The 24,709-nt window shown below is 61.7% G+C and carries 22 protein-coding genes and 2 tRNA genes; 4 read left to right on the forward strand and 20 right to left on the reverse strand.

All coding sequences use genetic code 11. From position 1 onward, the window contains the following. Nucleotides 1–58: 58 nt before the first annotated feature. The 12 genes from tsaD to J3T92_RS05085 all read right to left on the reverse strand — a co-directional run bounded on the left by tsaD (nucleotide 59) and on the right by J3T92_RS05085 (nucleotide 13,440). A complete protein-coding gene (tsaD, locus tag J3T92_RS05030; protein WP_267400056.1) occupies nucleotides 59–1,102 on the reverse strand; it encodes a tRNA (adenosine(37)-N6)-threonylcarbamoyltransferase complex transferase subunit TsaD in 1,044 nt (347 codons plus the stop codon). Continuing rightward, the gene (rimI, locus tag J3T92_RS05035; RefSeq protein ID WP_267400057.1) at nucleotides 1,095–1,607 is read right to left on the reverse strand and encodes a ribosomal protein S18-alanine N-acetyltransferase; all 513 of its coding nucleotides are present in this window, start codon (nucleotides 1,605–1,607) and stop codon (nucleotides 1,095–1,097) included. Before rimI ends, tsaD begins: the two co-directional genes overlap by 8 nt. Beyond that, nucleotides 1,604–2,392, reverse strand: a complete 789-nt coding sequence (gene tsaB, locus J3T92_RS05040) for a tRNA (adenosine(37)-N6)-threonylcarbamoyltransferase complex dimerization subunit type 1 TsaB (protein ID WP_267400058.1) — start codon at nucleotides 2,390–2,392, stop codon at nucleotides 1,604–1,606. The genes rimI and tsaB overlap by 4 nt, the downstream gene beginning before the upstream one ends. Continuing rightward, a complete protein-coding gene (tsaE, locus tag J3T92_RS05045; RefSeq protein WP_267400059.1) occupies nucleotides 2,389–2,973 on the reverse strand; it encodes a tRNA (adenosine(37)-N6)-threonylcarbamoyltransferase complex ATPase subunit type 1 TsaE in 585 nt (194 codons plus the stop codon). Before tsaE ends, tsaB begins: the two co-directional genes overlap by 4 nt. After that, nucleotides 2,970–3,947 carry a DNA polymerase III subunit delta gene (holA, locus tag J3T92_RS05050; protein ID WP_267400061.1) on the reverse strand — a complete coding sequence of 326 codons (978 nt, stop codon included), beginning with the start codon at nucleotides 3,945–3,947 and terminating at the stop codon, nucleotides 2,970–2,972. The genes tsaE and holA overlap by 4 nt, the downstream gene beginning before the upstream one ends. A gap of 28 nt (nucleotides 3,948–3,975) precedes the next feature. After that, a complete protein-coding gene (locus tag J3T92_RS05055) occupies nucleotides 3,976–5,460 on the reverse strand; it encodes a ComEC/Rec2 family competence protein (protein ID WP_267400062.1) in 1,485 nt (494 codons plus the stop codon). 425 nt (nucleotides 5,461–5,885) lie between these two features. Further along, on the reverse strand, nucleotides 5,886–6,551 hold the full coding sequence (locus tag J3T92_RS05060) for a ComEA family DNA-binding protein (protein ID WP_267400063.1): 666 nt from the start codon (nucleotides 6,549–6,551) through the stop codon (nucleotides 5,886–5,888). A gap of 100 nt (nucleotides 6,552–6,651) precedes the next feature. Then, nucleotides 6,652–9,621 carry a leucine--tRNA ligase gene (gene leuS, locus J3T92_RS05065; RefSeq protein ID WP_267400064.1) on the reverse strand — a complete coding sequence of 990 codons (2,970 nt, stop codon included), beginning with the start codon at nucleotides 9,619–9,621 and terminating at the stop codon, nucleotides 6,652–6,654. Between the two features lie 75 nt (nucleotides 9,622–9,696). Then, entirely contained in the window at nucleotides 9,697–10,527 is an 831-nt protein-coding gene (locus tag J3T92_RS05070; RefSeq protein WP_267400065.1) for a glutamate ABC transporter substrate-binding protein, read from the reverse strand. Between the two features lie 9 nt (nucleotides 10,528–10,536). Then, nucleotides 10,537–11,487 (reverse strand): magnesium transporter CorA family protein, encoded by a 951-nt coding sequence (locus J3T92_RS05075; RefSeq protein WP_267400262.1) that lies wholly within the window; start codon nucleotides 11,485–11,487, stop codon nucleotides 10,537–10,539. A gap of 106 nt (nucleotides 11,488–11,593) precedes the next feature. Next, a complete protein-coding gene (locus tag J3T92_RS05080; RefSeq protein WP_267400066.1) occupies nucleotides 11,594–12,409 on the reverse strand; it encodes a DUF1287 domain-containing protein in 816 nt (271 codons plus the stop codon). Between the two features lie 5 nt (nucleotides 12,410–12,414). Next, nucleotides 12,415–13,440: a D-2-hydroxyacid dehydrogenase gene (locus tag J3T92_RS05085; protein ID WP_267400067.1), complete on the reverse strand. Its 1,026-nt coding sequence runs from the start codon at nucleotides 13,438–13,440 to the stop codon at nucleotides 12,415–12,417. A gap of 213 nt (nucleotides 13,441–13,653) precedes the next feature. Here J3T92_RS05085 and J3T92_RS05090 point away from each other — a divergent pair. The 4 genes from J3T92_RS05090 to J3T92_RS05105 all read left to right on the forward strand — a co-directional run bounded on the left by J3T92_RS05090 (nucleotide 13,654) and on the right by J3T92_RS05105 (nucleotide 17,679). After that, nucleotides 13,654–13,726: transfer RNA gene (locus J3T92_RS05090), tRNA-Ala, on the forward strand. A gap of 374 nt (nucleotides 13,727–14,100) precedes the next feature. Further along, nucleotides 14,101–15,096 carry an ADP-ribosylglycohydrolase family protein gene (locus J3T92_RS05095; RefSeq protein WP_267400068.1) on the forward strand — a complete coding sequence of 332 codons (996 nt, stop codon included), beginning with the start codon at nucleotides 14,101–14,103 and terminating at the stop codon, nucleotides 15,094–15,096. A gap of 155 nt (nucleotides 15,097–15,251) precedes the next feature. Further along, the gene (locus tag J3T92_RS05100) at nucleotides 15,252–16,718 is read left to right on the forward strand and encodes a purine-cytosine permease family protein (RefSeq protein ID WP_267400069.1); all 1,467 of its coding nucleotides are present in this window, start codon (nucleotides 15,252–15,254) and stop codon (nucleotides 16,716–16,718) included. Beyond that, the gene (locus tag J3T92_RS05105) at nucleotides 16,711–17,679 is read left to right on the forward strand and encodes a PfkB family carbohydrate kinase (RefSeq protein ID WP_267400070.1); all 969 of its coding nucleotides are present in this window, start codon (nucleotides 16,711–16,713) and stop codon (nucleotides 17,677–17,679) included. Before J3T92_RS05100 ends, J3T92_RS05105 begins: the two co-directional genes overlap by 8 nt. 89 nt (nucleotides 17,680–17,768) lie before the next feature. On the opposite strand, the gene J3T92_RS05110 is transcribed toward J3T92_RS05105, so the two are convergent. From J3T92_RS05110 to J3T92_RS05145, 8 genes are all read right to left on the reverse strand, one after another. After that, nucleotides 17,769–18,854: a glycerol dehydrogenase gene (locus tag J3T92_RS05110; protein WP_267400071.1), complete on the reverse strand. Its 1,086-nt coding sequence runs from the start codon at nucleotides 18,852–18,854 to the stop codon at nucleotides 17,769–17,771. 128 nt (nucleotides 18,855–18,982) lie between these two features. Further along, complete coding sequence (locus tag J3T92_RS05115) at nucleotides 18,983–19,909, reverse strand: hypothetical protein (protein WP_267400072.1); 927 nt, start codon at nucleotides 19,907–19,909, stop codon at nucleotides 18,983–18,985. Nucleotides 19,910–20,004: 95 nt separating this feature from the next. After that, nucleotides 20,005–20,745, reverse strand: coding sequence for a histidine phosphatase family protein (locus J3T92_RS05120; RefSeq protein ID WP_183129771.1), 741 nt, complete (start codon nucleotides 20,743–20,745; stop codon nucleotides 20,005–20,007). Beyond that, nucleotides 20,738–21,214: a ribosome silencing factor gene (gene rsfS / locus J3T92_RS05125; protein ID WP_267400074.1), complete on the reverse strand. Its 477-nt coding sequence runs from the start codon at nucleotides 21,212–21,214 to the stop codon at nucleotides 20,738–20,740. The genes J3T92_RS05120 and rsfS overlap by 8 nt, the downstream gene beginning before the upstream one ends. 41 nt (nucleotides 21,215–21,255) lie before the next feature. Then, nucleotides 21,256–22,632 (reverse strand): bifunctional UDP-N-acetylglucosamine diphosphorylase/glucosamine-1-phosphate N-acetyltransferase GlmU, encoded by a 1,377-nt coding sequence (gene glmU / locus J3T92_RS05130; protein WP_267400263.1) that lies wholly within the window; start codon nucleotides 22,630–22,632, stop codon nucleotides 21,256–21,258. A gap of 14 nt (nucleotides 22,633–22,646) precedes the next feature. Continuing rightward, nucleotides 22,647–23,444 carry an HAD-IIA family hydrolase gene (locus tag J3T92_RS05135; protein ID WP_267400076.1) on the reverse strand — a complete coding sequence of 266 codons (798 nt, stop codon included), beginning with the start codon at nucleotides 23,442–23,444 and terminating at the stop codon, nucleotides 22,647–22,649. A gap of 67 nt (nucleotides 23,445–23,511) precedes the next feature. After that, nucleotides 23,512–23,582 (reverse strand) — tRNA-Gln (locus J3T92_RS05140). Between the two features lie 82 nt (nucleotides 23,583–23,664). Further along, on the reverse strand, nucleotides 23,665–24,681 hold the full coding sequence (locus tag J3T92_RS05145) for a ribose-phosphate diphosphokinase (RefSeq protein ID WP_267400079.1): 1,017 nt from the start codon (nucleotides 24,679–24,681) through the stop codon (nucleotides 23,665–23,667). Between the last annotated feature and the right edge of the window lie 28 nt (nucleotides 24,682–24,709).

Genomic DNA, 24,709 nt, shown 5'->3' on the forward strand with positions numbered 1-24,709 from the left:
TGAACACAATTACCATACTATAGTCAGGACCCTCGCATCCGACAACTTGGCGTGTCGATTACATGAGAATCCTGTCCATGGGCATGGCCGAATCGATGGAGAAGTCAGGAGCGGAGGGGGACAGTCCGGCCTGGACCAGATTGACGCCCAGCATGGCCACCATGGCACCATTGTCCGTGCACAGGTTGATCTTGGGAATGCGGACCTTGATGCCCTCCTGCTCGCCGAATTCCTGAAGCTTGCCACGCAGCTGCGAGTTGGCCGAGAACCCGCCGCCGACGATCAGAGTATCCGTGTCGAACCTGTGGCATGCGGCCATAGCCTTGCGGGACAGGACGGTGGCCACGGAATCAGCCAGGGAGGCACAGACATCGTCCACGGGAATGTCGAGCCCGGCCTGCTGTCTGCGTTCGACCCATCGAGCCACGGCGGTCTTGACCCCCGAAAAGCTGAAGTCATAAGGATGCTCGGCCCCGGCCCGGCCCTTGGTCAATCCCTGGGGCACGGCGATGGCGTGGGGGTCGCCCAGACGGGCATGGCGGTCGATGTGGGGGCCGCCCGGATAGGGGAAGCCAAGCAGGCGTGCGATCTTGTCGAAGCACTCCCCTGCCGCGTCGTCCAGGGTGGTGCCCACCACCTGGACCGATCGCGCCAGATCATCCACATGCAGCAACGAGGTGTGACCGCCGGAGACTATCAGGGCCAGGGCATTCTGAGGGAAGGGTCCGAATTGGAGCTGGGTGACCGCTATGTGTCCGATGACATGGTTGATGCCATACAAGGGCTTCTTCGCCGCCCAAGCCAACGCCTTGGCACCGGAAACGCCTACAGCCAAGCATCCAGCCAATCCAGGACCAGCCGAGACCGCTATGGCATCCACTTGGGACAGGTCCATATCCGCATCCTTCAGGGCCTTGGAGACGACCGGCACAAAGGACTCAGCATGTGCCCGCGAGGCGATCTCGGGGATGACGCCACCATAGCGGGCATGCTCGTTCATGGAGGATGCCACCACGTTGGACAGCAGCCGGTTGCCCTGAACCAGGGCGGCAGCGGTCTCGTCGCAGGTGGATTCGATGCCAAGCACCAGTGGCTCACTCATGGTCAATGATCCTTTCCTGTCCTTCCGAAGGCTTGTTGCTGACAAAACCCACCGGTCCCGGTCCAATCGAGCTCAAAGGTCTGGTCATAGCCCAGGCATCCACGTCTTCAGGCTGATAGTAACCCTTGCATAGACCGGCCTGTGAGAAGCCAAAGTTCTTGTAGAGGTCAATGGCCACAGGGTTATCTACGCGGACCTTCAGATTCATGCGTTGCAGACCCTCGCGATCGGCTCCCGTAATTATCCTGGCCAGCAGAGATCCTGCAATACCCCGATGCCGGGCTTCCGGCAAGACCCCGAGGGTCATCAGCTCGGCATCCCTTTCGCCTGACCAATAACCTCCGTAGCCCAGGATGGCACCCTGGTCTTCCCAGACCAGGTAGGTGCGTGAAGGCGCAGACAACTCGAACCGCAGCTCCTGCCGGCTCCAGGCCTGGTCACCGAAGACGCGCGACTCCAGATCGACCAGCCGGTCCAGGTCCTTAAAGACCGCCCTGCGAATCATGATTGGATTGCCACGTGCTTAAGCGGATTGGGCACGGAGACGTCAGGTCGGCGAAGATAGAGGGGCTCCACCGGGTCGATCAGCCCATGCTGGGCACGTCTGCTAGCGCAAGCAGCCATCAGGCCTGTCCCCCGTGTCCGATCCGCCAGGAAGGATCCTTCATCCAGCACCACCCGTATATCGGAATGCTTATCCAGACGCTCCCATTGGTCGGCATAGCGGCCGGCTCCATGACCGCTAATGACCAGAGTGACAGGACCCTGGTCCACAGACTCCCGCTCTTCCACAATGGCCGCGATCTTCTCACAGATCACCGTTGGATAGTCGATACTCATGTCGGTCAGCGGCTGGGCCGGGGCCTGCGCGCCATCGAAGTCGCCAAAAAGACGGTAGTAGAGTTGCCGCCGACGTGCATCGTTGACAGCCAGGACCAGAAGCCGTGAATGGTCCTGACCCTGCCGCTTGAACCGGCTGTAGGCATAGCGGGCCTGCGGCTCCAGGATGTCCTGTCCCAGCAGACGGGCACCCGTGGCAAACGCCAGGGCTTTGGCGGTGACGATGCCTGCCCGCAGACCGGTGAAGGGTGCAGGCCCCAGTCCCACCACGATGGTCCGCAGATCGTCTGCAGACAGCCCAGCCTGATCCATGACCTTGGCGATATTGACCTGGAGGCGTTCTACGTGCGAGCGCGAGTCGGTCTCGATGCACGGCTCCCACCCCGGCAGCCCCACAGTCGAGCCATATGAGGTATCGATCACCAAAAGGGACGTATCGGTCCCGCTCATGCCGTCATCGCCTTTCTCAGCTGATCCATTCTATTGGCCCAAGACGGACCCACTCCACGCAGACGTACCATACGCTGACCCTGGGAGCTGGGTGGCGCCTCAGGATCTTCCCGGGGACCCACGGGTCGGGCGATGCTCACTTCCAGACGTTGATCGGCCAGAGCAGAGACCATCTGCTCGCCCCATTCCATCAGAATGATGGTCCTTTGGCCCGGGTCTTCCAATTCCTCATCCAGACCAAGGGACTCCAGCTCGTCCAGGAGCCGATCCACGGCATCCTCGCCAGGCAGATAGCCCTGTCCACCCAGCCGGTAGGCATCCACGTGGATCAGGGTAACCGGCGAGCCGTCTGACAGGCGGCCATGCAGCTCCCTTGCGATGGTGAACGTGGGCGAAACCACAGGGCCATCCATTCCAAGTCCGTCGCCCAGCCCCTGGGCCAGGGTGGTCTTACCCGCCCCCAGAGGCCCGGACAGGAGGATCACGTCCCCGCCTTGCAGACACGAGGCCAGGTTTCTGCCCAGGCGTTGCATGTCCTCGCCTGTAGGCACCGCCAGTTCCAATCCATCCTGCTGGCTCATGCCATTGTCCTTCCCTTGGCGGCGATCAGCTCCACTGCCCGTTCCAGAGCATAGCGGGCGTCGCCGCTGCTGGTCTTGCTGATCTCATCAGCCTGGGCCAAGGCCTCGATGCAGGCCGCCAGGCCGGAGGAGGTCCATCCATGCAGCTGTCTCTTGGCCTCCCGCAACTGCCAGTAGGCGGCCTTGGCCTCAGCTGTGGTAATGGATCCCGACTCGATGGCCGCCTCCTTGGCTAGCGTCCGCAGCTTCAGGGCCAGTACGCCAATCAAGGAGACTGGTTCGTTGCCCTGCTCCAGAGCCGTACGCAGAGCGACGACGGCCTGGGCCGGCCTGCCAGCAAGGGCCCTGTCCGCCACCGCGAATCCGGATACAGCCGGGTTGTCGGTCAGATAACGGTTGACGATCTCCAAGGTCATGGGATCCTGGGCAAAATCGAAGCAGAGCTGGGAGCACATGGCAGCCAGTTCCGGAGTGCGCTCGCCCAGAACATCCACCAAGCGCTGGGCAGCCCGTGGCTGGATACGGCGCTGATGGGCTTTGAAACGCCCATAGACGAAGTCGACCTTGTCGTCGAACTTCTTCAGATCCGGCATCCGCTCCGTGACAGCTCCGACCCGTGTCATTTGGGCCAGGAGCCTGCGGCCCCGGTTGCCCCCGTCATGACGTGCGATGACGATACTGGATTCGTCCCCTGCGCTCTCGCGGCAGAAATCAATCAAGGCCTGGCTCAGGGCTTCATCAGCCGCCTGCAGATCATCCAGACAAACCACAGCCGTCTGACTGAGCAGGGAGGGTCCGACCGCCTCCTGAAAGGCGTAAGCGTCGCAGTCCGCCGCGTCCAGCTCAATGTATTCGCTGTCCGGGTGAGCGGCACACGCCTGCGCGCACAGCTCCTTGAAACGCTGAGCGTTGAGGAAGGGATCGCCGCCGACCACCAGATGGACGGAAGGGTTCTCCTGCTGAGCTTCGGTCATGACTCAAATCTCCCTTCATCGCTGGACATTACCCTCGGTCATCTTTGAAGACCAGTTGGGCTAGAAGGCCATAGGTCTGCTGTAGCCAGCCCTTGATTGACACCCAAGCCGACGGCCGGAAGGGAACCCCGGAATTCACCCCTGTCACAGCCGGCCATGAGTGATCGAGCCCACGAGCACAGATGAATCGAATCAGCCGATGATCGATCACGGCCATGAGACCCAGACCAACCAGGCAGGCGCTACCGACCGGTCCCGGTGGCCAGGCCGCCGGAGCAGCCGCTTCGCCCAGCCACCTGGCGGCAAAAGCCATGACTCCGGTACCCAGGGAGGTCAGTCGGGCCAGGAACAGACCCACTGGAGGCCAGAGCCAGGAGGTGAGCAGAGCCAGCAGGCCAGTCACTGTTGCAGCGTCGACCACAGGAGTGACCAGCAGGTTGGCCAGTGGAGCCAGTATAGGCAACCCGGGACTCATCAACACCTGCACGGGCAGGGTTCCGGCCTGGGCGCACAGGGTCGTGGCCAATGGACGTGCCAAAAATGTCGGTAGATGATCTTCAAGGAGGGCTGCCAACCGCCGGTTACCCAGGCCGATGCCCAGCACGGCTCCACAGGAGAGTGCGAAGCCGAAGCTTGCAGCCATGGAAGGTCGCAGGATCAGCACCAGCAGGACACACCAGGACAGCGTGTTCAATGACTGGGCAGGCCGGCAGGCAGCCAGAGCCAAGGCCGAAAGAAGCCCCATGGCCTGAGCTCGCAGAACTGAATCACCTGGGACCATCAGCATGCCCAAACCCAGATAGGCGGTAGACAAAACCAAGGCCATCAGCAAGGGCGGCGAGCGCAGGGCTCGCATGATCCTGACCAACAGCGAGGCCAGAATCATGAAGTGCCCGCCAGAGACCGCCATCAGGTGCAGGATGCCCGATGTCCGGAAGTCCTGGGTCAGACGGGTGGCATAGGCAGGCTCCACTGCCGGCCTGCCCAGGGAGCCATCCGACCCGGGCAGGGCCTGATTGCCCAGAATGCCCATGGTCAAACCCGGCACCAGGATCCGTCCCTGATCGTCCAGTCTGCTGGTCTGCTCGAGAAAGGCCCTTTGCATACGGGCGATCAATCGTCTACAGGGGCCTGGCGGCTCGACCTCTTTCGCCCCGTCTTCCACAGCCAGCCAGGGAATAGGACGGCCGTAAGCAGAGGGCTCCAAGAGGCCTCGCGCACGATACTGCCCGCCCTGTTGCAGCAGGCATGACCGGCTTCGGGCGAAGAGGATGATCCGTTCATCGGAAGGCATGCGCACCCCGGCCACAGTAACCCATGCCAGCCTGACCTCCGCCTGACAGTCCCAGCCTCGCCGAGAGGATGCACTCATGGGGTCCACAGCCCAGCCACGAACCTCAGCCAGCGCTTTTCCCTGACGAATCTGCCGAGCTGCCGGCCCGCTGCGCACTGACTCATGACCGACTGCGGCGGCCAATGCCACAGTCAGAGCCACAGCAGCCAAGACAGCCAATGTCGGCAGCTTCCGAGGACCAAGCCAGGTGGAAATACACGGAGACTGACAAACTTGGTGCAGCCGGATCCGCCGGCATGGGCGATAGGGTGGGCGCGATACCTGACCCTTGCAATCAGCGTCCCCTGCAACAAGCAAGCAAACGAGTTTGAAGGCAAGCAGGACCATGGCTATCAGCAATGGAAGCGCCAAGACAAGCGGCATCAACCACACCGACATACCCATGCCGCCTCTGGACTCCCCTGCCGTCTTGGACCAGTCGCCGCTCTTGGATGTTCCGGCCACGGATCCGCCCACGCTCCGGCCCAGAAGCCATGGGACCAGCAGGGCGATAGCCCAGGCCAGACAAGCAGCGGGAAGCATGCGAAGATTGCGATTGCCATTGTCTCGATCAGCAGCAAGACGATCTTCTGCCCGGCAGACCATCATTGCGCCACCAGATATGGGCGTAATCGGGCCAGTGTCTTGGCACCGATGCCGGGAACATCCAGAAGCTGATCGACCGAGGCGTAACGACCGCCGAGAGCACGCCGGTGCTCCAGTATTTTTGCTGCCGTGACCGGACCGATCCCCTTGACATTCTCCAGATCCTTTTGACTGGCACTATTGAGATTCACCCGTCCGGTCTGATCCGCTGTTCCCGCGGAGGCACTGGAGGCCGGAGCAGCAGAGGCATTGCCTGCCCCTTCACCATGTTGAGCGGAATCCGAGGCCGATTCGGTATGCCCGCTGCCTTCGTCACCATGGGTGTTCCGTCTACCATCGCTTCCTGAAACATGCTTGCTTCGGTGTGCAGCACCGTTGGCATCGCCCTTTGCCAGGACCGATGACTTGCCCCCGGACCCGTCGACTGCCACTCCTGCGGCCAGCGCCCGTTCCTGCTGGGCCAGCAGGGTCAGACTGATCGCAAGGGCAACCACCAAAATAAGAATGGCTATCAAGGCCTGAAGCGGCGTAAACGACCAGACAGGCCGATCACGCCGAGTCTGGGATTCGGCCATATCTTCGGCCGACCCCCTTGACCTGGCGGATTGATTCAGAGCCAGAGCCTGCAGGGGCGGCGCCGGCGGCTGGGTGATGTTGATGCTCATGGACCCAGCCTGACATGAAAAAGCCCCCCGATATGAGGTCGGGAGGCTATGTGGTCGAAGGTCATCGCCTGTCCACAGCCTGGCTGCGGGCAGTGCAGGATCAGGCCGGCACGACCGAAACGATCTTGGGTGCCTTGACGATGACCTTACGCGGCTCCTTGCCACCCAGCCGCTCCTGGACGGCGGGCAGTGCCAGGGCCATGGCCTCGAGTTGATCAGGCGCGATGTCGGGGCTGACCTGCAGCTTGCCACGGACCTTGCCCTTGACTTGGACCACGGCGGTGACCGTGTCCTCGCCGAGATAGCGATCATCCCAGGTCGGCCACTGGGCATGCGCCAGGGACTCCTTGTGACCCAGCCGGCTCCAAAGCTCCTCGCAGATGTGGGGGGCGATGGGCGAGAGCATGAGCACCAGGGGCTCGATGGCTGCCCTGGGTGTCGGATTCAGGCCGGTCAGATGGTTGTTGAGCACGATCATCCTGGCGATGGCCGTGTTGGGCCGCATGGCCTCCATCTCCACCGTCACGTCGTGGATGGTGGTGTTGAGCAGCTTCAGGGTCTTCTGGTCGGGCTCTCCCTCGTCCAGGACCACCTCGCCGGTCTGCTCGTTCACCACGTTGCGCCAGAGCCGCTGCAGGAAGCGCATGCCGCCCACCACATTGCGCGTGTTCCAGGGCCTGGACTCATCCAGGGGGCCCATGCTCATCTCGTAGAGGCGGAAGGTGTCGGCCCCGTAGGTGCTGTACATATCGTCCGGGGTGATGATGTTCTTAAGGCTCTTGCCCATCTTACCGAACTCGCGGTTGACCGGCTGTCCCTGCCAGGTGTAGCTGACCTTGCCGCCCTCATCATGCTCCTCCACCTCGGCGGCAGGCACGTACTGTCCGCGTTGGTCCGTGTAGGCGTAGGCCTGGATCATTCCTTGGTTGAAGAGCTTGTGGAAGGGCTCCTTGGACGAGACGTATCCCAAATCGTAGAGGACCTTGTGCCAGAAGCGGGCATAGAGCAGGTGCAGCACCGCATGCTCCACACCGCCCACGTAGAGATCGACGCCGCCCGACTCCCCGGCAGTGGCATTGTGCTTGGGACCCAGCCAGTAGTCGTACTCCTCCGGATCAACCATGTGCTGGTCGTCCTTGGGGTCGATGTAGCGCATGTAGTACCAGCAGGAGCCGGCCCAGTTGGGCATGGTGTTGGTGTCCCTGTGGTAGACCTTGGGGCCGTCGCCCAGATCCAAGGTCACGTTCACCCAGTCCTGGTTGCGGCTCAGCGGTGCCTCGGGGCTGGATTGGGCATCCTCGGGGTCGAAGGTCTTGGGCGAATAGTCGGGCACGTCAGGCAGGGCCACCGGCAGCTGGTCGTCGGGCAGCAGGTGGGACAGGCCCTGGTCGTCATAGACCACCGGGAAAGGCTCGCCCCAGTAGCGCTGACGGGAGAAGAGCCAGTCGCGCAGCCGGTAGGAGACCGTTCCATGGCCCACCCCGGCCGACTCCAGCCATGCGGTCACTTTCTCGATGGCCTGGTCAACACGCATACCGTCCAGGCTGAGCGAATCGCCAACGGCCTGGGTGGCCTGGACCGAAGAGTTGACCACAATCCCGTCGTGGGATATGAAAGGTGCCTTGCCCCGGTAATCGTCCAAGGTCTGTCCGGAATCATCCAGCGGGCTGACCGTGTAGACGACGGGCAGACCATACTTGACAGCGAAATCGTAATCGCGCTGATCACCGCCTGGCACAGCCATGATGGCTCCAGTGCCGTAGTCCATCAGCACGTAATCGGCGGTGAAAATGGGCAGCTTGGCCCCGGTGATGGGGTTGAGAGCATACAGCCCGGTAAACAGGCCGGTCTTGGCCCCGCCTTCGTCCACGCGATCCTTGGCGGTCTTGGCCTCGGCGGCCCGTCGATAGGCCTGAACGCCCTCCGTGGGATTGGCATAACCGCCCTTCCACTGTTCAGGCACATCCTCAGGCCACTCCTGGGGCAGGTGTTGCAGCAGGTCGTGCTCAGGAGAGACCACGGCAAAGGTGGCACCGAAAAGCGTATCGGGACGGGTGGTGTAGACCTCCATGGTCTGATCGCCGTCAGGGCTGGGCACGGTGAAGTCCACCGAAGCCCCGTGCGACTCCCCGATCCAGTTGCGCTGCATGAGCTTGACCTTTTCGGGCCAGTCCAGAATGTCCAGATCCTCCAGAAGCCGGTGACCGTAGGCGGTGATGCGCATGGACCACTGCTTGAGTTCGCGCTGGTAGACCGGGTAGTTGCCGCGCTCGGAGCGGCCCTCAGCGGTCACTTCCTCGTTGGCCAGGACCGTGCCCAGTCCGGGGCACCAGTTGACCGGCGAGCGCGAGATGTAGGCCAGACGGAAGTCGTTGAGCACCTCGGAGCGCTCGGCCTCGTCCAGGTCCTCCCAGGAGGCATCGGGATGACCGGGGATGGGCCTGCTTCCGGACTTGAAAGCCTCGACCAGTTCGCTGATAGGCCTGGCCGAGCCCGTCCCCCCGTCGGCACGGCGGTAGTCGGGGTCGTACCAGGACTCGTAGATGCGCGAGAAGATCCACTGGGTCCAGCGCACGTAGTCCGTATCGATGGTGGCGAAGGAGCGGCGGTCGTCGAAGCTGAGCCCCAGCCTGTGCAGCTGCCAGCGCATGTTGTCGATGTTCTGTTCGGTGGTGGCCCGGGGATGCTGGCCGGTCTGGACTGCATACTGCTCGGCGGGCAGGCCGAAGGCATCGTAGCCCATGGCGTGCAGGACGTTCTCGCCCTTCATCCGGTGGTAGCGACTGACCACGTCGGTGGCGATGTAGCCCAAGGGGTGGCCCACATGCAGGCCCTTGCCCGAGGGATAGGGGAACATGTCGATGACGAAGTAGGGACTGCGGCCTCCGGCGTGATCTCCCTGGGCATCGGTCAAATCACCCTTGGTGTTGGCTGCCCAGAAGGTGCCCTCCTTGTCCCAGCGCTTCTGCCAGTGCTCCTCGATGGTCTGCGCCATGGCGGCATCGTAGCGGAACTTGGGCTGATCGGATTCCTGGGTCTGCTGATGATCCCTGTCTTCATTCGCGTTCATATGGTGAATTATCGCCATTCACATGGACACGGCCGAGCCAATGTCCAGCATCCGTCATCCTGGCGGAAGCCGTGCTCAGCGATCGCCGGGCCGCAGAGTGCGGGCGGCGGCATCAATGGAATAGCCGATGGACTTGGAGGCCCGGCCCAGGGCGGCCTTGAAGGACCCGTCCCGCATCATCCTCTTCAAGGCCTGGTCGATGACGTCCACCAACTCCGGATCACCGTGGGGCACGCCGATACCGTAATGTTCGTTGGAGAAGGGCTTGCCGACCAGGCGCAGTTGGCCACCGCCACGAACATGAGCCAGTCCGGCCAGGGCAAAGTCGTCACCGCTGGCGGCATCCGTATCCCCGCTGAGCAGGGCCGTGATGCACTCGGGGAACTCCTCCCGCTCCTGGACCTGGGCCTGGGGTGCCAGCGAACGCACCAGAGCCCCGGAGGTGGATCCCGCTGCCACACAAACCCGCTTTTGGGCCAGGTCCTCCACTCCGGCGATGTCGCTCTGAGTGCGGCGAACCAGCAGGTCCTGCCCCGCAGCCAGGTAAGGCCCGGCGAAATCCACCAGCTTCTGACGATCCTGGGTGATGGAGTAGCCGGCCACGACCATGTCCACCTGGCCCTGTTCGAGCATGCGCTCGCGGTCCGCAGGCTTCACCTGGCGGAAGACGATCTGCGACTCGGCGTATCCCAGCTCGTGGACCACGTACTGGGCCACATCCACATCCAGACCCCGGTACTGGCCGGACTGGGCGAATCCAAGCCCGGGCTGGTCGAAGGAGATGCCCACGCTGATCTTGGGCCCGATGGAACCCGCCCGGTAGCGATCCTCCTGGCGGCCGCACCCGCTTAGGGGCACCGCCAGAACCAGCGCCAACAGAGCCGCCGCAATCCTGCGTGCAAACATGATCGGCCCCTACTTGAACATTCTCGAACGCGTCAGGAACCAAGTCACCAGGGCGGTGACCAGACCTGAAAGAATCACCACAACCGCGAATCCCCAAGGCTTGTCAGTGAAGGGCATGCCGAACATTCCCTGGTTGAAGTTCATGCCATACATGGAGAAGATCAGCGTAGGCACCGACAGGCTGATGGAGATGATGGTAAAGATCCTCATGACGTTGTTGACGTTGTTGGAGACGATGGAGGCGAAGGCGTCGGTCATGTTCGAAAGCACGCTTGAGTAGATGTTGGCCATCTCAATGGCCTGCTTGTTCTCGGTGATCACGTCGCCCAGAAGATCCTCGTCGTCCGGGTAGCGCTTGATCCGCTCCAGCCCGGTCAGCTTCTCCAGTACGATCTCGTTGGACTTGAGGCTGGTGGCGAAGTAGACCAAGGTCTTGTTGAGCTCCAGCAGCATGAGGATCTCTCGGTTCTGCATGGAGTGACGCAGCTTGAGCTCCAGCCGGTCCGACTCGCGGTCAATGATGCGCAGGTAGCGCAAGTAGAGGGTAGCGTTGCGGTAGAGGATCTGCAGGATGAAGCGGGACTTCATGAAAGTGTTGAAACCCCGGATGGTGCCTTCCATAAAGGGGTGGAGCAGGACGGTGTCCTGCATGCAGACGGTGACGATCAGATCCTCGGTGACGATGATGGACAAAGGGATGGTCTCGTAGTAGTCCCGGCCGTCGCGCTCCTCGGCCCGGGGAATGTCGACGATGACCATGGTGTACTCGTCCTCCACGTCCACACGCGAGCGCTCCTCATCGTCCAAGGGGGCGCGCAGATCAGCCAGGTCTATGCCAGTGGTCTGGGAGACGTTGGCCAGCTCGACATCGGTAGGCGCCGATAAGCATATCCATGAGCCCTTGGAAGCTTTGCCGATCTGCTCGATCTGCCCGCTCATGGTGCTGAATACTCTCATCATCGCCATCACCACCTCTCGTGCTCGAACCCGGCCGACGTGCCTGGCCGAACCGATAGTAGCAGACAACCAGTTACCGCCGTGTCCAATTCCGCAGGATAGTCCCCGGTCATCCCCGCCATGGCTTCAGGACGGCGGGTTGGATTTTGGAAGCGTCGAAGCGAAAATGCCCGGTGATGGGACGGTGGCCCGGCGAGCCCAGGTAGTCGTTCTCCCTGTCGCGCTGGCCCATGTTGTGCAGAAGCAGGGGAATACCCCGGCTGTCCCTTCTATCGGAGGCCATGCCGATGTGCCAGGAGGTGTCGAAGATGACGATGTCGCCCTGCTGCCACTGGTCGGTGGCCGCAGTGTCGTTGGTCAGACGCTGGGCATGCCGGGACAGGAATACGCCGAGGACGTTGGTGCGCCTGAAGTCGATGTTCGGATCCGGGCTGTTGATCACGCCGGCGTAGGCCCCAGGAGACGAGGCGATGTCGGCGTCGACCATGGTCTTCAGATCGTAGCCGGCCTGCCGGAAGGCCCTCCAGATCTCGTCGGTGCAGGCGCCGCGGTCATCGGGCGGATAGCCGCCCTGGTAGTAGCCGCTGTCGTAATGAGGATGGCGGCGGGCCTCCTGATGGGCTCCACGCACCATGGCCGTGTAGTCATCCACGCCGTCATGGTTGTAGTCCACAGGCGAGGTCAGAGGCGAATGGGCCGCGGTCTGCTCTGGAGAATACCCGGGCGGGCCGTGAGAAGCGGTCCTGGGGCCGTTTGCGGAGGAGTTTTGATTGTCTGAATGGCGAGCAGGCCCGACGCCCACCAGCCTGCCAGCCAGGGCCAAGGAGCCCGCCACAACCAACGCGAGCGCCAGCAGGACAGCCGCCCACCGCAGAACCATTGTCCGCCGATGGCTGCGGCCGCTGCGGTTTCGCTCTGTAGGCACAGTGGTCACCTCATCCGGTTGCGCAGGGGCCTGCCATCCATGAATCGATGAAGGTTATCCAGGCAGATTTCCCGAACCTTGTCCATGTTGGAGGGTAGATGGGCTCCCCCGGCCACATGCGGGGTGAGCAGGCAGCGTGGTTGCCTCCAGAGTGGGTGATCTTCAGGCAGGGGCTCCGGTTCGGTCACATCCAGACCTGCACCGAAAATGCCATCCTTATCCAGGGCTTGGGCCAGAGCCATGCAGTCCACGGCATCTCCCCTGCCCGCGTTGATCAGCACGGCGGTGGACTTCATCAATGCAAGACGATGGTCATCGATGATGTGCCGGGTCAGCGGCGTTGAAGGCAGGGCAAGAGCCACTACGTCCACCTCAGGCAGCAGGGCATCCAGATCGTCAAAACCAGCCAGACGGTCGAACCCCTCCACCGGCTGGTCGGGATGGCGCCTGATACCGATGGTCCGAGCGCCTACGGCCTTGGCCAGACGAGCGAAGGAGGCTCCGATATCCCCTGTGCCTAAAACCAGGACCTGGCAGCCACACGGCGAAAGGACGGCCCCGCGAGGCTCCCAACGGCCCAAACGCTGATTGTCCCGGTAGGCCGGCAGGTCCTTCATCAGAGCCCACATCATGGCGAACATGTGCTCGGAGACCGACTGCCCGTAAGCGCCTGAGGCACTGGTTAACATGGCGTCCGGAGGCAGAACCCCCGGTTTCAGGTAGGCATCCACACCCGCGCTGCTGGTCTGCAGCCAGACCAGGTTATGGCAGGCAACCACCTGCTCGGCCGGCGGATTACCCAAAATGATCGTGGCCTCCGATCGGAGGGATTGAGGGACATCGATGAGCCAATGCATGCTCTGCCGCATGTCCGTGTCGACAATGAACTCCTGACGAACGCCTGGAGCCGCCTGAAGGAATTCCTGTCGTTCACTCTGGTCCAAGGGCAGGCAGTTGATGATGAGCTGGTCCCCAGGATGGTTCTCGTTCCGATTTTCAACCCGCACTTCGGCATCGTTTTTACCGGTCATGGTCCGCCGCCTTTCCGTTGCTGCCGACCCCCTTGGTCGCCCCTTGTTCATCATGCTAGCGCACTTGCAAGCTCAGGAATGACTCAAGACCATTCGAGGATAAAATCCATCAATTAGCTCACAATCCCTGCAATTCCAGGGCAACACACTGAGTTGCTCCATTCACCAATCCCGGTGTACTATAGGCAAGGCTTCACCAAGCAAGGCAAGCACGGGGCTATGGCGCAGCTGGTAGCGCGTCTCCATGGCATGGAGAAGGTCGGGGGTTCGAATCCCCCTAGCTCCACAGATAGGATCCCGAGGTCACCTCGGGATCCTTTTTCATATCAGGATGCTGATCCATGCCGAAGCCCAGATTAGGACACCCTTACAAACTACGTTACGGCATCAGGGATAATCTTCGCCAATCGCTGTCAGCAATCTATAGAACCCATACCTCGATCAAATCTTTAACCTCGACTAACGTGCATTGTTTTTATCTCCCACCTAGCACGGTAGAGCTCCTTCGGATTCCCATTCTTCATTGTGAATCATGCCTGCCACAACCTTTGTGCCGACAAACCTCCAAGGGCCTTACAATTATTCTGATTAAAAATGTCGCAGTCTATCTGCAAACAGATTCATGGGCTCATCACAACAACTCTGGAGGCTTGCACAACAATGACCAGAACTGAAAAGGGCGCACTTGGCGCACTTACTGGGCTGTCCTTGGGAGATGCATTGGGCATGCCCACGCAGAGCATGAGTCCAGCAGCCATCCATGAGGCCTACGGCAGGGTTGACACCCTTCGTGTTGCTATTGCGGATCAACCGATCGCTCCCAGTATGCCTGCGGGATCTGTGACCGATGACACCGAGCAGGCACTGATTGTCGCAGAACTGGTCATCGAGGGCAGAGGACACATCGATCCGAAAGAGTTCGCTAAGCGCCTTCTGGCCTGGGAGGACGACGTGAAGTCACGCGGATCACTCGACCTGCTCGGGCCATCCACCAAGCTGGCTCTGGAACAGGTTCGCCAGGGCGCGGACATCATGACCACGGGAAGGACCGGCACCACCAATGGGGCAGCCATGCGAGTCACCCCGGTAGGGATAGCCAACAGGCCTGAAGACACCAGACGGCTGGCCAATCGCATCTACGAGTCCTGTCAGGTCACCCACGACACGGTCGCAGGCTTTCAAAGCGCAGCGCTGATCGCTACGACAGTCAGTCTGGGGCTTGAAGGAATGAGCCTTCGCCAGGCACTGGACGAGTCCTTGCGCCTGGTACCCGCCATGGAAACCTCCGGAGCCTGGACCCCTAAGGCTTCGGTTCCCGCACGCGCTCGCCAGGCAATACAAGTGTCCGAAGAATTCAGCGATGAGGACGACTTCGAACGCCACCTCATCGAAGACTGCGGCACTTCGGTGGAGGCCAATGAGTCTGTGGCAGCCGCCTTTGCCCTGGCCTGGAGATTCGCCGACGATCCCCAATCGGCTCTATTCGTCGCAGTCAACCTGGGCGGCGATACGGACACCATCGCTGCCATGACCGGCGCAATGACCGGCGCATGCACCGGCCCCGAGGTCTTCGACCCTGCACTCTGCTCCCAGGTGGCTTCGGTATCTCACCTTGACCTGCAGAAAACTGCCCGTGGCCTGATTGCCCTAAGGTAGCAAAGGGCAAAACGGATACGGCAGAATTCTTCAGGAATACGACAATGTAAAATCCAATCAACCCCGAGATCATGGGGTCCACCCGGCCACGCCACAGGCCTGACCAGACAATCCATCGCTGCATTCAGTACATCGTGAGTCAAAGGAGACAATCCATGTCAACTGCACCAAAAGAGGGCACCATCCTCTCCAGAGTTGAGCAAAGGGGCATCGAACCCGTGCCCGAGGATCAGAGGAACGGGTCGCCCGGTCAGCTCTTCTGGGTCTGGTTCGCCGCCAACATCTCGATTCTGGGAATCCCTCTGGGAGCAACCCTGATTGCCCAGGGCCTCAACCTCTGGCAAGCCGTGCTCGCCACGACCATCGGAGCCTTCGGATCCTTCGCACTGGTCGGCATCATTTCCATAGCCGGTAGAAGAGGCGGCGCCCCCACGCTGACCCTGTCCAGGGCTATTTTCGGCGTCAGAGGCAATGCAGGCCCCACACTGGTGGCTCTGCTGTCCAGATTGGGCTGGGAGACGGTGAACACGATGACCGGCGCCTTTGCACTACTTTCCCTGATCGCCATCATCTTCGGCACCTCAGCCGATGCCAAGCGCTCCCCCTTCCTGACTTTTGTCTGCATTGCCGTCTTCGTAGCCTTGACCGTGGTGGTCTCGGCCGCCGGCCACGCCTTCATTCTCACTGTGCAGAAATGGGCCACCTGGATATTCGGAGCCCTCACTCTACTGGTGGCCATCTATCTGGCCACGACCGTCGACTGGTCTTCCTTCATCGGCAATGCACCCGGACCAGCCAGCGCCTTCCTGATCGGCGTCGGCACCATAGCCGCGGGGACGGGCATCGGCTGGGTCAACTCCGGCGCAGACATGGCCCGCTACCAGAAGACCTCGGTAAAATCGGGCTCTCTGATCCTGACTGCAGCAGCCGGCGCCGGCATCCCCCTGGTCGTGGTTATCGGTCTGGGATCGGTCCTGACAGCAGGCAACTCCACCATTGCCTCCGCCGCTGATCCGGTCGCCGCGGTTCGAAGCGCCCTGCCCGCCTGGGTTTCGATCCCCTATCTGATTGCCGCCTTCGCTGGGTTGCTCATGTCAAACAACCTGTCCGTATATTCGGCCGGCCTGACCACCATCACCCTGGGCATCAGAATTCCCCGCGTCTATGCGGTCGTCGTCGATGTGGTGGTGACCACCTGCGGAGCCCTGTACTTCACGCTGGGCTCCGACGGATTCTACGGCCCCTTCGTCACCTTCATCTCCCTCTTGGCAGTACCGCTGAGCACCTGGGCAGGCATCTTCCTGTCAGATATGATCTTCCGCAAGCGCTACGATTCGGACGGCCTTCTGAATTTGCGAGCCGACTCCCCATACTGGTACTGGCACGGCATCAACCTCCCGGCCATCGTCAGCTGGTTGGTGGGGATAGTCGTCGGCTTCCTGTTCGTGACGGCCCAAGTCTCCAAAAACGAGGTCTGGTTCTCAGGACCGCTGGCCGGCAGCTTCCTGGGCAGGAACGGTCTGGCATGGCTGGTATCCCTCCTCTTGGGAGGAATCCTCTATGCCATTTTGCACCTCCTCTCCAAGGACTCAGTGGCGGTGAGGAGCAGCAGTAATGACTGAACCCAGCATCCTTCATCTCGGTCAGGTGGTGATTGACCTCAGCATGGACATCGACCACCTCCCGGAACGCGGAGGGGACATTTTCGCCAGACAAACTGCCATAAAGGTCGGCGGCGGATACAACGTGATCCAGGCAGCCAGGCGGATGGGAGCGCCCGTAGCCTACATGGGGGCGATCGGCACAGGTCCGATGGCGGACATGGTCCGTGGAGCCCTTGCCGCCCTGCAGGTTCCCGCACAAGGGCCTGTGCTGGATGACTGTGATACCGGATATTCGGTAGCCATGATCGAGCCCTCGGGTGAACGTACCTTTGTATCGGCGAGGGGCGCTGAGACCCAGGTACCGAAGGGCACCTACGAAAGCATGAATCTGGTTCCCGGTGATGTCATCTACCTGAGCGGGTATTCCTTCTGCCACAAGGACAACACCCGAAGCCTGCTCGGTTTTGCTGAGAAACACCAGGGCGAAGGATTTCCGGTGCTCTTCGATCTGGGACCCATGGTGGCCGATATTGCATTGGATGTGCTTGATGCGGTCAACAGTCTGCATCCTATCTGGTCCCTCAACGAACGCGAGGGACCAATCCTGGCGAAACGTCTAGGGTGCCAACCCGAAACTGGCGACGTTACTGAGTTGGAATCCCTCTGCCGCTCGCTTTCGTTGAGACTGGACAGTCCTGTGGTTCTCAGGGCCGGCGCCCGCGGTGCCTGGTACTGCAAGCCCAAGGATGCAATGCAGAGCCAGTACATTCCCACCCCGCAGGTCCATGCCATAGACACCAACGGTGCAGGCGATGCACACTCGGGCGTCCTCTGCGCGGGCATCTTCCAAGGTCTGCCCATTGAGGAGGCCCTGGTGCTGGCCAACTGTGCAGGAGCACTTTCCACTACCCAGCGGGGTCCAGCCACATGCCCAAGTGAAGAAGCCATACGAAAGGCCGCCAGCTCCCTGCAATGGTGACCGGAGCAAAACCGGAGGAAACAAAGGCGGCCGCCGACTTCATGCCGACGGCCGCTTGGTCTCTCAACGAGGGACCAGGGAATGACGTATCAGAGCTGCTTTCCCAGCTGATCGGCTGCGCGCAGGGCGTGGGCCACATCGGTGGGGGTGACCTCGAATGGCATGTTGCCCATGGTCTCGTCAGGGCCGCAGGCATGCTCGCCGACCTTGAGCAGATCCTCCTCGCTGGCCTGGCCGATGCCGATCTGCTCCAGGGAGGTGGGCAGACCCACACTGCGGAAGAAGTCATAGACCCCGCGGGTCTCCTTCAGGGGCCAATCCTCAAGGACCAGCTGGGCCAAGGTGCCGAAGGCCACCTTTTCGCCGTGCAGCATGGAGTGGGTGCCCTCAAGGGCGGTCATCCCATCATGGATGGCGTGGGCTGCAGCCAGGCCGGAGCTCTCGAAGCCCAGACCGCTCAGCAGCGTATTGGCCTCGATGATCTTCTCCAAGGCGGCTGTGCGGACACCGGCCTTGGCAGCGGCCACGGCCTTGACCCCATCCTCCAGCAGGGTGTCGCGGCAGAGACGGGCCAGGGCGAAGGCAGCCATGGTGGCGTGTCCCCCGGTCATGGTCACCGCGTTCGACTGCACACAGGCGGCTGCCTCGTAATAGGTGGCGAAGGCATCGCCCAGTCCTGACACCAGGAAACGCACCGGAGCCTTGGCAATGACGTCGGTATCCATCAGGACCACGTTGGGGTTGGCAGGCAGGGGCAGGTAACGGTCAAAGACGCCCTCGGGCGTGTAGAGCACGGACAGCCTTGAGCAGGGCGCATCCGAGGAGGCCGCCGTGGGAACAATCATGACCGGCAGGTGGGCGAAGTGGGCCACAGCCTTGGCGGTATCCAAGGTCTTGCCGCCGCCGATGCCGATCACCGCGTCGCTGCTGCCCAAATGAGCACGATGACGGTCGATCTCCTCCATGGAGCACTCGCCGCCGAATTTCATCAGTTCGTAGGGGATCCCATCGTGCTCAAAGGAGGCGACAATGTCGTCGTGGTAGAGCCCGTCGATGACCGGATCGACGATCAGATGGGCGCCCTTGGTGCCCAGAGCCGCGTATTCTCCAGCCAGCTTTCCCATGGCGCCCTCCTGCTGAACATAGGAGCCGGGAGAGCACAGAACCTTGCGCATATATACACCTTTCTCATCGCTGATCCCGCCTTCGGGACCAGGTCCTTAAGGACGGGCCTCTTGGCCCGCCTGAAAGTGACCCTAGTCACATTATATGGTGGGATGGGTGTGCCGCGCCGACAGGCAGGTCAGTTATGAGGCAAGGAATTGGTCGTACTCGTCGGTGACGACTGAGGTGTGGAAGCCGTATTTGAGGGACTGGGCGTGGAGCCGGTCGCATCCGCAGACGGCGATGGCGAGCTCATGGAGTTTCCTCCCTGCTGCTGACCCTGTCCCGTTCCCTGTTCAGTGCCTGGGTTTTGATTCGCTCCCGATGGCTGATTCTGGGGGACACCCGAGGTTGACTGATCCTCTGGCTGCTCAGTACGCTGTGCAGGCTTAGAAGGGGTCTCTTCCTCATGGCTGGGGGTTACCTGGCTGGTAGAAGGGCTGACCACGTTACGAACCACCTTGTCGGTGCCTTCGCCTTTGGTCAGGGCATTGATGGCCAGAGCAGACAGCAGCACGGCCACCAGAGCGCTGACCACAGAGACAATGATGACGTTACGGCGTCGCTGATCCAGCTTCTTCTTGCTGTTTGCCGCAGTGGGAGCCGCATGGGCCCGAGGACCGTTGCTGGACGAAACGGTCCGACCCGTCTTGGCCGCCGACTGTTCATCACCGACAGGAGGCATGACCTGGGTGGACCCATCAACCGGGGCCATGACCTGGGTGGATCCGTCTGCAGCACCGCTGGAATCGTCCGAAGTGCCCTTCCCCTGTGCCGGCAAGACCGTGGTCTGTCCATCCGCGGTTGAATCGGAATTCGAATCCGTCTTGGAATTGTCATCATCCTGGTCAGCACTGCCAACCACGGACTCCTGCAGCTTCTGACCGGAGGCTTCCAAGACATTCTTGTAGATCTGCGAGGCCACAGCAGAAACGATGGAACCGATTGCTACACCAATGATGGATCCCGCCACGCCGATCTTGGCTGCCAGCCAGAAGGAGGTCATGGCTGCAAGAGCGCCGGCGACGATCTGCGCCCAGGAAATGTCATGAAAGAACTGCTTCACTCCGACCCCTTTTGATCCAACGGCTGGTTGCTGCGCTCTTATGGTAGCTGGTGGTCATGGCGATCCTGTGATGTTCGGCCGACCGCCCAAGCACCTCAATCGGTCTGGACCAGCCCTCGGGGATTGTCCCAGTCCCCACGCATGGCGATGGCAGGACCGCGATTGTAGTCGATCATGGACCAGCGCAGACCGCCGTCCGGCAGGTCTCGTGGCATCAATCGCGCCCAGTGGGCATTGCGCATGGTGACCAGACCCAGGTATTCGGGATATTCACTGGCCATGCCCAGCAGAGCCTGGAGGGCCTGGGCTATGAAGGACCCATGGGAGAAGACCATGAGATCCGTGTCTGGACCAGCCCGGTGGATCCAACGGTTCAGGGTTTCCAGACCGCGCTTACCTACCTGGGCCTTGGTCTCGGCACCGTGCAGCAGCTCTCCCCCGGCACCCCGGGACCAGGATTCATAGTCCTCGGGCCAACGTTGACGAACCTCCTCAGCGCTGGCCCCCTCCCACTCGCCAAAGCTGCGCTCGCGCAACCCGGGATCAAGATGGACCGTCTGGCCCAAGGGGTCGGCAAAGGCATGAGCGGTGGCGGCAGCCCGACCCAGGTCAGAGGAGACCACCAGCAGGTGACGGTCTTGAGGAGCGCCATCCACGTACTCAGCCCGGAGCTCCTCGGCAGCCCTCTCCACCTGCCAGCGGCCAACGCTGTTGAGGGGAATGTCGATCTGGCCCTGCATCCGGTGCTTTGCATTATATGAGGTCTGCCCATGACGGACCACGGTCATGGAGCGCACATGCCGTCCATCCTCGACGGTGGCAACCGAGTCAGTCATGGCTTTCCTGCAGATCGACGAAACGGCTGCGCAGATCATCCCCATTCAGATCGTCCGCCTTGGAGGCCAGCTGGCTATCCGGGTCATCATCGGCGAGGGTGAAGGGGTGCTCCAGCTGCAGGTCCACCTGTGGGCAGTCCTTCCAAAGCCGTTCCAGATCGTAGTAGGCCCGGGCCTGCTTGTGCATGATGTGGATGACGAAATCACCGTAGTCCAGCAGAACCCACTGGGCCTCCTGGACGCCCTCCCGCGAGCGGGGATCCAGGTTCTTCTGCAGATGGAGCTGCTTCTCCACCTCCTCGGCGATGGCCAGGACCTGACGTTCGTTGCTGCCGGTGGCCACCATGAAGATATCGGTGATGGCGATGGGCCGGGAGACGTCGAAGGCCACGATGTCCATGGCCTTGACATCGTTGGCAGCCCGAGCGGCCACCCGGACCGCGTCGATGGATTCCTGCAATGCTGGCACTTGTCACGCCTTTCCTTGTTGTGAAGCCGATGCTCTCATGGTTACCGCTCCCAGGCAGGCTTCCAGTCCGGAACCTGATGCTGGTCATTGGTGGAGTAGACCATGGCTCCGTCCTCGACCGGATGGCGGATGACCGATCCGGCCCCGGTCGTGACCCCGTCGCCCACCTGGACGGGTGCCACGAAGAGGTTTCCTGCGCCCACATGCACCTCCGACCCGATCTCGGTGCGGTTCTTGTGCACGCCGTCGTAATTGGCCGTGATGGACCCACCGCCCACATTGCTGTCGTGGCCTATGTGGGCATCGCCCACATAGGAAAGGTGGGGCACCTTGGTCCCGTGGTCGATGGTGGCCTTCTTCATCTCCACGAAGGCCCCGGCCTTGGTGTCCTCGGCAAGGACGTTGCCGGCCCTCAAATAGGTCCATGGGCCGATGTTGGCCCTGGCCCCAATCCGGGTCTCCTGCACGCGGGAACGCTCCACCCTGGCCTGCGGCTCGACGATGGCATCGATCAGGGTGGTATAGGGCCCGATGACCGCGTCCGAGGCGATCTCGGTATGACCCTGCAGGAAGCATCCGGGCAGAATGACGGCATCCTGCTGGACGACCACGTCGTCCTCGATCCAGGTGGTGGATGGATCCAGGATTGTCACCCCCTGGCGCATGAACTTGTGGCAGACCCGCAGGTTATGGGCCTTGGCCAGATCAGCCAACTGGATTCTGTCGTTGACGCCTTCGACCTTGAGCGGATCAGGAGCGGCGAAGGCTCCCACCCGGCCCAAGCGACGGGCTGTCTCCAGGGCATCGGTCAGATAGAACTCCCCCTGGGCGTTGCTGTCGTCCAGGCCACGGACCGCCTGTCGAAGCAGATCAGCCTCGAAGACGTAAACGGAAGTGTTGACCTCCTTGACGGCCAGCTCGGTGCCGGTGGCATCCCGTTGTTCGACGATGCGCAGGACCCGTCCATCCTGGTCACGAATGATGCGGCCGTAACCGGTAGGGTCGTCCAGATTGACCGTCAGCACGGTGGCCCCATCACCGGAATTGACATGATAGTCGAGCAGGCTTTGCAGCGTGTCCGCGTCCAGCAGGGGCATGTCCGAGGCCACGATCAGCACCTGACCGTCATGCCGAAGCTCCCCATCCAGCTGGTCTACGGCGCACTGAACCGCACGCCCTGTACCCGGTCTGCTGTCTTGACGGACGATACGCACCTGGGGATCGTAGGACCGTGCGGCCTGCGCCACCAGGTCGGCCTGATGATGAACCACCACGGCAGTCAGCTCCGGATTCAGGGCGGTCACCGAAGTCATGACTCTCTGCAGGAAGGTCTTGCCAGCCAAGGTATGCAGAACCTTGGGGTGGGCCGAGTGCATGCGAGTGCCCTCGCCTGCGGCCAGGATGATGCCAGCGGTCAGCGTCTGCCCGCCGCTCAAAACTCCACCACCCCTCTCTCGGCGATGTCGATCAAATCCTGAATGGAATCCACCACCTGGTCAGGGCGGTAGGGGAAGGTCTCCACCTCGGATCGTGTGGTGATGCCAGTCAGCACCAGGAAGGTGTTCAGGCCAGCCTCGACTCCGGCCACCACGTCGGTGTCCATTCGGTCACCGATCATGGCCGTGGTCTCTGAGTGGCCGCCAACCCTGTTCAGGGCCGTGCGGAACATGATGGGATTGGGCTTGCCCACGAAGTAGGGCTCCCGGTTGGTGGCCTTAGTCACCAGGGCCGCCACAGCGCCGGCTGCCGGCAGAACGCCGTTCTCACTGGGGCCGGTGGCGTCAGGGTTGGTGCAGATGAAGCGGGCGCCGCCCAGGATCAGACGGATTGCTGTGGTGATGGACTCAAAGGAGTATGTCCGGGTCTCGCCCAGGATTACATAGTCCGGATTGATGTCGGAAAGAATGAACCCGGCCTCGTGCAGGGCCGTAGTCAGCCCAGCCTCGCCAATCACATAGGCCGATCCCTGCGGCATGGTCCGAGACACGAAGTCGGCGGTGGCCAAGGCTGAAGTCCAGATCCGATCCTCGGGCACGTCGATGCCCGAACGACCAAGGCGGGCCGAAAGGTCACGTGGGGTGTAGATGGGATTGTTGGTCAGCACCAGATATTGGCGGTTGTTGCGCTTGAGGGTGTCGATGAATTCGGCAGCTCCGGGCAGGGCCGTGTTCTCGTGCACCAGCACGCCGTCCATGTCGGTGAGCCAGGTTTCGATCTTCTTGACTGCCAAGACAGTTCCTTTCGGTTGGTCACCGACCCCAAGGAGGCCGTCTCCGACCGGAATCGGCGAGCGTAAGCTCCCCCACCTGGATTCGAACCAAGACTAAGGGTTCCAAAGACCCGTGTGCTGCCTTTACACCATGGGGGAAGGGCGGAACTCTTGAGGCCCCGCCAGGTTTATTATGCCACAGCCGGACGATTACGCCACGCCATGCCGGGCAGGCAAGGCTTTAAGCGAAGAGGAAGCTTTGGCCGTGATGAGCTGGATACGTATCGAAGAGCCGGGCCACTGAGCCATCCTCAAAGACCGCCTTGATGGCCGAAGCCAGCAGGGGGGCGATGGACAGCACAGTCAACCCATCCCAACGCTTCTCCTGGGGGATGGGAACCGTGTCGGTCAGAATGACCTCCTTGGCCTGGCAGGACTTGAGACGTTCCACGGCGGGTCCGGACATGACGCCATGGGTGGCCACGATGGTGATGGAATTGGCGCCAGCCTCATCCAGCACATTGCAGGCCTCAGCGATGGTGCCGCCGGTGTCGATCAGGTCGTCCACCAGCACGCAGTCCAAGCCGCGCACGTCGCCCACCACCCGATGGGCCACAGCCTTGTTGGGCTGGGTGATGTCACGGGTCTTGTGGATGAAGGCCAGGGGCACGCCACCCAGGCGTTGGGCCCACTGCTCGGCCACCCGGATGCGGCCGGCATCTGGCGAGACCACGGCCACCTTGGACAGATCCATCCGGTCGCGCACATAGTCCACCAGCACAGGCATGGCAATCAGGTGATCCACAGGCCCGTCGAAGAAGCCCTGTGACTGGGCAGCGTGCAGGTCGACCGACATGATTCGATCCGCACCGGCCGCCTTGAGCAGGTCGAACATGAGCCTGCAGGAAATGGGTTCGCGCCCCAGGTGCTTCTTATCCTGACGGGAGTAACCCAGGAGCGGGCAGACTGCGGTGATGGATCGCGCCGAGGCCCTCTTGAGGGCATCGATCATGATCAGCTGCTCCATGATGGACTTGTTGACCGGGTCGGAATGGGTCTGCAGGACGAAGACATCCGCACCACGCACCGACTCCGTATAACGCACATACATCTCGCCATTGGCAAAGTCGTAGGCTGTCGTCTCCAGGACGTCGATGCCGAGCTGATCGGCCACGTCCGCCGCGAGTCTGGGATGGGTCCGGCCTGTGACAAGTATGAGATTTTTTCCTGGTCTGCCTTTGAGTATCGCGCTCACCATATCTCCAAACGTTGTTTTCGCTGAAGCG

The organism is Bifidobacterium sp. B4081, from assembly GCF_026537335.1.
GTDB lineage: Bacteria > Actinomycetota > Actinomycetes > Actinomycetales > Bifidobacteriaceae > Bombiscardovia.